This is a genomic window from Clostridium sp. NSJ-145, from assembly GCF_021044725.1.
Classification (GTDB): domain Bacteria; phylum Bacillota; class Clostridia; order Clostridiales; family Clostridiaceae; genus Clostridium; species Clostridium disporicum_B.
In genome coordinates this window covers 160,509-167,574 of the sequence record NZ_JAJNOS010000009.1, presented here as the reverse complement: position 1 = coordinate 167,574, position 7,066 = coordinate 160,509, and the positions used below count along the sequence as shown (strand labels likewise).

Genomic DNA, 7,066 nt, shown 5'->3' with positions numbered 1-7,066 from the left:
ACCTCCTATTTGTCGTGTCAAAAAACTTGTTCATTTAGAAATAATTTCATATAAATATATGAATAAAAAATAAAAAGACCGTCTACTGAAATGATTTTAAAAATCATTTCAGAGACAGCCCCTTTTTTATATCAAACTATTTCCTACAAATTAGGTTATAGTGACGAGGCTAAATGAACTTCCTCTTAAGCTTCAATTTTCTTTTTTAATACTGCAAGTACTATCATACCTACTACTGAACCTATAGCTATTGCTGCTAAGTACATAAGTGGGTTTGAAACTATTGGAGTTACGAATACACCACCGTGAGGTGCTCTTAATCCACATCCAAATGCCATTGATAATGCACCAGCTGTAGCTGAACCTATTACACATGCAGGTATAACCTTTAATGGATCTGCTGCTGCGAATGGAATAGCTCCTTCTGTTATGAATGATAATCCCATTACATAGTTAGTTAATCCTGATTGTCTTTCTCTTGCTGTGAACTTATTCTTGAAGAATGTTGTACATAAAGCTATTGCAAGAGGAGGTACCATACCACCAGCCATAACAGCTGCCATTATATCAAATTGTCCTGTAGCTAATGATGCTGTTCCGAATACGTAAGCTGCCTTGTTGAAAGGACCACCCATATCGATTGCCATCATTCCACCTAATACTGCACCAAGTAATACCTTACTGCTTGAACCCATGCTATTTAATAGGTTAGTAATACCATTATTTAAAGCTCCTACTGGAGGGTTAATTATAAATACAATTATCGCACCAATTAGTAATATTCCTAAGAATGGATATAGTAAAACTGGTTTTAAACCTTCTAAGCTTTGTGGTAATTTACTGAATAATTTCTTTAAGCCAAGCATTAAGTAACCAGCTATAAAACCTGCTGCTAATGCTCCAAGGAATCCTGAACCACCTTCGTTAGCAAGCATACCACCAACGAAACCAACTGCTAAAGCTGGTCTATCACCAATACTCATAGCAATATATCCTGCAAGAACTGGTAACATAAATCCAAAGGCAGCTCCACCTGTTGTCTTTAAGAATGCTGCAAATGGTGTATTCATACCGAAGTTTGCTGGGTCTATTGAGTAATCATCAAATAAAAATGCTAAAGCTATTAATATACCTCCACCTATTACGAATGGTAACATGTGAGAAACACCGTTCATTAAGTGTTTGTATATTTGTCTTCCAATACTTTCTTTTTCTCCTGAATCAGCAGACTCATCGCTTCCACCTGCGTGATGGTATACAGGAGCATTTCCGCTTGTAGCTTTATTTAATAATTCTTCTGCTTTGTGTATTCCGTTAGCAACCTTAGTTTGAATAACTCTCTTACCTTCGAATCTAGCCATATCAACTTTCTTATCAGCTGCAACTATTATGCATTCAGCATTTTCTATTTCTTCTTTAGTTAAAACGTTCTTAGCTCCACCTGAACCGTTAGTTTCAACCTTTATAGATATTCCCATATCTTTTGCTTTATTTTCTAAGCTTTCAGCAGCCATGAATGTGTGAGCTATACCTGTTGGACAAGCTGTTACTGCTAAAACTCTGTATCCTGTCTTATTAGCTTTTGCTTCTTCTTCTTTTTTGTTTTCAGCTTCTAGCTTATCATTTTCTTTTGAATCTATAAGATTTAAGAATTCATCAACTGATTTAGCGTTAACTAACATATCCTTAAATTCAGGATCCATTAACATCATTGATAATCTAGCAAGTACATCTAAGTGAAGGTTGTTTTCACCTTCTGGTGCTGCTATTAAGAAGAATAGCTTTGCTGGTTCTCCATCTAGTGAATCATAATCAATCCCATCAGTTAATATCATTGCAGCAAGACCTGGTTCTTTAACTGCAGTAGTCTTAGCATGAGGTATAGCTATGTTATCACCTATACCAGTAGTACTTAAGCTTTCTCTAGCAAGTACTGCTTTTTTATATTCTTCTTTATCACTTAATCTACCAGTAGCATCCATTAAGTCTACTAGCTTGTTTATTGCTTCTTCCTTAGTTTTAACTTCAGGATTGATAGCAATACCGTTTTTCTTTAATAAATCAGTTATTTTCATTTTTGCTTCCTCCCCTATTATTTTAATTGTGCTAATAATTCTTCTACTTTATCTTTAGTTGCTAATCCTTCTGAGAATGCTGATGCACTTCCTGTAGCAACTCCCATTTTAAATCCGTCTTCTAATTTTTCATTTTTAATATAACCAGCTATAAATCCAGCTACCATTGAGTCTCCAGCTCCAACTGAGTTTTTAAGAACTCCCCTTGGAACCTTGCTGTAAATAGCTTCTCCATTAGACTTAATTAATATTGCTCCATCTCCAGCCATTGATATAAGAACATTTTCTGCTCCCATTTCTTGAAGTTTCTTTCCGTAAGCAATAATATCATCTTGTCCATTAAGCTTTACATTAAAAAGTTCAGCTAATTCATGATGATTTGGCTTTATTAAGAATGGTTTATACTTTAATACCTTAAGTAATGATTCACCTGTTGTATCAACTATAAACTTAATTCCTCTGTTACCGAAGTGGTCCATAATTCTTTCATATATATCTACAGGTAAAGTCTTTGGAATACTTCCTGCAAGAACTAAGATATCTCCACTTTGTAACTTTTCTAATTTTGAGTAAAGTTCTTCTAATGCCTCTTCAGAAATATCTGGTCCTCCACCATTTATTTCACTTTCAACATCAGCCTTCATCTTTACATTAATTCTAGACATACCACTCTTTAACTTAACAAAGTCAGTAGAGCATCCAAACTCTTTTACTCTTCTTTCGATTTCATCACCAGTAAAACCAGCTATAAAACCAAGAGCTTTATTATCTACTCCTAAGTTGTTTAAAACTATAGAAACGTTTATTCCCTTACCACCAGCATAAACATCTTCTCTAGTAGTTCTATTTACATGCCCTAGATTAAACTCATTCATCTTAACAATGTAATCTAAAGCAGGATTAAAAGTAATTGTATAAATCATTACTCATCCACCTCCACAATCTTTGTAACCTTCTTAAATCTAATATCTTCTAATTTTGTTGTAATAATACTAGTATTGCTTATTTCGCCAAAAGTTATTGAACTTACTTCATTAAATTTTGAGTTATCCGCTAGCACAAATGATAACTTACTCTTCTTTAATGCTTCTTCTTTAACCATGGCTTCTCTAATATCAGGTGTTGTAAAGCCTCTTTCAATGTCTATGCCATTTGCTCCAAAAAAACCTTTAGTAAAATTATACTTTCTTAAAGAATTAATAGCCTCAATGCCAATTATTGCTTCAGTAGTTAGTTTTAACTCCCCACCAAGAATATATGTAGTAAGATTTTTATGGATAAGCTTTTTAGCATGTCCTATCCCGTTAGTTACAAAAGTTGCTCCCTTTGCCTCTATAAAATCTATCATAAGTTCAGTAGTTGTTCCTGAATCAATATATATAAGGTCGTCATTCTTTATTAGGCTTGCTGCATATTTTGCAATTGCAATCTTCTCTTCTTTATTAATGCCTTGTCTTACCTCAACTTCAAATTCAGTAGTGTTAATAAGCTTACTATTTAATGAAGTAGCTCCACCATGAACTTTCTTAAGAAGTCCTGCTTTATCAAGATAATTTAAATCTCTCCTTATAGTTGACTCAGATGCATCAAGCAGATTGATTAAATCGCTCAAATATACAACTGATTCCTTTTCTAATTTTTCTAATATCAATGCATGTCTTTCTTGAGTTAACATTTACATCCCTTCCTTAACTTCATCTGACCAAATCTCCGATTTGGTCAGATGAAGTTAAGTGAAAGTCCAAATCTTTGATTTGGCTACTTAAACTTACACTATGAGTGTACTCATTCGACTTTAGGAGAAGGAGTTTCCTTGTAATTTATAATACTATTTAAAAATTCATCAGTCAATCACTTTCAGTCATTTTCATTCATTTACAGTCATTTTCATTCATTTACATTCACCTTTAAAACCAATTTCTACTTTACATTACATATTTTATAATACAATCCCTTAATATTCCATCAAAAATAATATAAATCCTTCATATTCCACCAAAATAAAGTATTCAACTTTACTACTTACATTCATTTTCTTTTTTGTGTTACTAAACTGTAACCCTTTTGTAACAAACTAAAAAAATATATATTCTATAATAAATCTGAAATTTATTTATATGAGGAAAAAATAATGGGAAGAAAAATATTAAGTATATTAACTTTAATAGCAGCTTTTTATCTTATGGCTACCTTTATTACAGGTATGCTTAGTGGTGTTTTTAAAGATAAAAGCTCTTATGGCAAAGATTATCTTATACAACTAGAAAATAAATCTTTAGATGAAGTGGAAGATAAAATAGAGTCATATCGAAATGAAATCTTAGCTGCTTCTAATACTAAAGAAAATGAAAGTACTGATATAGGTGATATTAATTACGCTAAATACTATGAAAATACTGTTTTCATGGGTGATTCGATAACTGAAGCATTGTCTGAATTTGCTCTGCTAGATGACTATAATGTAATTTGTAATAAAGGTGATACTGTAGTAAAAGCTATGCAAAATATAGAAAAGCTTCAAGGAATTAATCCTAAAAACTTAGTTTTATTATATGGGATGAATGATGTTATTGAATTTGATAGCAATCTTTCTGGACAAGACTCTAATACTTTTAAAGAAAAGTATATTGAACTTATTAATTCAATAAAGGAAGTACTACCAAGAACAAACATTTATTTAGTTTCTCCATTATCTGTAATGGCTAATGCAGTAGATACAAATTATAGATTAACTAATGAGAATTTAAATGAATTCAGATTGAAAGTTAGTGAAGTTGCTAATGCTACAGGATGCACTTATATAGATTTAGCCAGCATGGTAGAGGGAAAAGATTATCTACATGAGCAAGATGGAATTCACTATAAATATGACTTTTATCAGATATGGCTAAATTATCTTACTAATTATATAAAGTAGAACATAAACTTGCTATATAACAAAATTTCTTAGGTATACCCTTCTTGTTATATGGCTTTAAACTTTCACAAGATAAATATAATTGTTATACCTATTATAGTTATATATTAAATTTAAATTGAGGACTACATATTATGCATAAACATAAAAAAATAAATTTACATAAACGAAATAAATACAGAAATTATTATTTAATTGAAATTGCCATAATTATTGCTTTATTTATAGGTTTATACCCTATGTTAGGTGTTAAAACCGCTGATATGGCTAAGATTAAAAGCGATTTAGAGAAAACTATAAACCTAGATTGTGTAAATGTTGGAGATGAAAAAACCTTAAAAAATCTTTATTATATCAATAAAAATGATATTGAAGACTTCATATCTTATGCGCCTAAAAGCAATATGGAAGTTGAAGAAATATTGGTCTTAAAAACTAAGGAAGGTACTGATATATCTGAAATAAAATCAAAAATTAATAAAAGACTAGAGAAGCAAGGAGAAAGCTTTAAAAACTATAGGCCCGAAAAATATAATATTATTGAAAATGCTGTTTTAGAAGAAGAAGGACAATATTTGATTTTTATTGTGTCCGAAAATGCTTCAGCTATAAAGAAAATAATTAAAGATAACTTTAAATAAAGAAATAATTGGAGTGAGTTACTATGGTTTTTAGTAGTTTAATTTTTATATTTATATTTTTACCATTAGTTTTGGTAAGTTATTATATTGCACCTAAAAGATTAAGAAATACTATTATACTTTTAGCTAGTTTAATATTCTATGCCTGGGGAGAGCCTGTATATATACTACTTATTATGGTATCAATCTTGATAAATTATATTGGAGCCTTATTAATTGGAAAATATATCAGTGACAAGGAGAAGTCTAAATTCATTTTTATAACTTTACTGCTTATAGATATAAGTATACTCTTCTTCTTTAAATATTATGGATTTGCTATAGAAAGCTTAGGTTCTATTTTGGGCTTAAACCTACAAATTAAAAATATTGCTCTTCCCCTTGGAATATCATTTTATACATTCCAACAAGTATCTTATATAGCTGACGTTTATATGCAAAAGACAAAACCTCAAAGAAACTTAATAGACTTTGCAGCCTATATTACAATGTTTCCACAGCTTATTGCAGGACCAATTGTCAAATATAATGATGTATATAAGCAGCTTGATAATAGAAAAGAAAGTATAAATAAGTTTGGAGAAGGAGTTCAAAGATTTATTGTTGGGTTAGGTAAAAAAGTAATACTTGCAAATAATATAGGACTAATTTGGTCACAAGTTAAGGAGATTCCCTTAAATGATTTATCTGTTGTCTTATCTTGGATAGGTATAATTGCTTTTACCCTTCAAATATACTTTGACTTTAGTGGGTATTCAGATATGGCAATAGGTCTTGCTAAAATGTTTGGCTTTGATTTTCTAGAAAACTTTGATTATCCATATATCTCAAAAAGTATAACTGAATTTTGGAGACGCTGGCATATGTCCTTAGGTGGATGGTTCAGAGAATATATTTATATCCCATTAGGTGGAAATAAAAAAGGTGCCCTTATTCAAGTTAGAAATTTATTTATTGTATGGTTTGCAACAGGATTATGGCATGGGGCAAGCGTTAATTTTATAGTATGGGGATTATATTTCGGAACAATTTTGTTTATAGAAAAGCTATACTTAAAGAATTTATTAAAAAGAATCCCTTCTATATTTTCACATATATATACTTTACTAATTGTAATTATAGGATGGGTTATTTTTGATATGAATACACTTCCATCTGCAATTCATTATATTAAAATAATGTTTGGTTTTGGTAACAACATATTTATTGATACAATGGCTAAATACATATTAAGTAATAATTTTATTATTCTAACTTTAGGATTAATCTGTAGTACAAAATTAATCCGCAATTATATTAATAAAATTAAATATACCTTAAAAGAAAAGGATGTATTTTTAATAGCATCAATGAATTTAATAATTCTAATAATCTCTACTGCATATTTAGTAGGGGCAAGCTATAATCCTTTCTTATATTTTAGGTTCTAAAAA

6 protein-coding genes are annotated in these 7,066 nt (G+C 30.4%); 3 read left to right on the top strand and 3 right to left on the bottom strand.

From position 1 onward, the window contains the following. Nucleotides 1-185 precede the first annotated feature (185 nt). Genes LQE93_RS09955 through LQE93_RS09945 form a run of 3 tightly spaced genes read right to left on the bottom strand, consistent with a single transcriptional unit; the run spans nt 186 to nt 3,750 of the window. Nucleotides 186-2,075, bottom strand: coding sequence for a PTS fructose transporter subunit IIABC (locus LQE93_RS09955; RefSeq protein ID WP_186839644.1), 1,890 nt, complete (start codon nt 2,073-2,075; stop codon nt 186-188). 17 nt (nt 2,076-2,092) lie between these two features. After that, nucleotides 2,093-2,998, bottom strand: a complete 906-nt coding sequence (pfkB, locus tag LQE93_RS09950; RefSeq protein WP_186839645.1) for a 1-phosphofructokinase — start codon at nt 2,996-2,998, stop codon at nt 2,093-2,095. Next, nucleotides 2,998-3,750, bottom strand: coding sequence for a DeoR/GlpR family DNA-binding transcription regulator (locus tag LQE93_RS09945; protein WP_186839646.1), 753 nt, complete (start codon nt 3,748-3,750; stop codon nt 2,998-3,000). Before LQE93_RS09945 ends, pfkB begins: the two co-directional genes overlap by 1 nt. Nucleotides 3,751-4,206: 456 nt before the next feature. Between LQE93_RS09945 and LQE93_RS09940 the strand changes: the two genes are divergently transcribed. The 3 genes from LQE93_RS09940 (at nt 4,207) to LQE93_RS09930 (ending at nt 7,063) form a co-directional block, all read left to right on the top strand. Further along, on the top strand, nt 4,207-4,992 hold the full coding sequence (locus LQE93_RS09940) for a GDSL-type esterase/lipase family protein (RefSeq protein WP_186839647.1): 786 nt from the start codon (nt 4,207-4,209) through the stop codon (nt 4,990-4,992). A 134-nt stretch (nt 4,993-5,126) separates the two neighbouring features. After that, nucleotides 5,127-5,633 carry a DUF4358 domain-containing protein gene (locus LQE93_RS09935; protein ID WP_055264617.1) on the top strand — a complete coding sequence of 169 codons (507 nt, stop codon included), beginning with the start codon at nt 5,127-5,129 and terminating at the stop codon, nt 5,631-5,633. A 23-nt stretch (nt 5,634-5,656) separates the two neighbouring features. Next, nucleotides 5,657-7,063 (top strand): MBOAT family O-acyltransferase, encoded by a 1,407-nt coding sequence (locus tag LQE93_RS09930; protein ID WP_186839648.1) that lies wholly within the window; start codon nt 5,657-5,659, stop codon nt 7,061-7,063. Nucleotides 7,064-7,066 lie beyond the last annotated feature (3 nt).

What these genes read in the sequence shown, in the direction of transcription:
- LQE93_RS09955 (WP_186839644.1), bottom strand. Translation starts at nt 2,075, where the DNA reads ATGAAAATAACTGATTTATTAAAGAAAAACGGTATTGCTATCAATCCT.
- pfkB (WP_186839645.1), bottom strand. Translation starts at nt 2,998, where the DNA reads ATGATTTATACAATTACTTTTAATCCTGCTTTAGATTACATTGTTAAG.
- LQE93_RS09945 (WP_186839646.1), bottom strand. Translation starts at nt 3,750, where the DNA reads ATGTTAACTCAAGAAAGACATGCATTGATATTAGAAAAATTAGAAAAG.
- LQE93_RS09940 (WP_186839647.1), top strand. Translation starts at nt 4,207, where the DNA reads ATGGGAAGAAAAATATTAAGTATATTAACTTTAATAGCAGCTTTTTAT.
- LQE93_RS09935 (WP_055264617.1), top strand. Translation starts at nt 5,127, where the DNA reads ATGCATAAACATAAAAAAATAAATTTACATAAACGAAATAAATACAGA.
- LQE93_RS09930 (WP_186839648.1), top strand. Translation starts at nt 5,657, where the DNA reads ATGGTTTTTAGTAGTTTAATTTTTATATTTATATTTTTACCATTAGTT.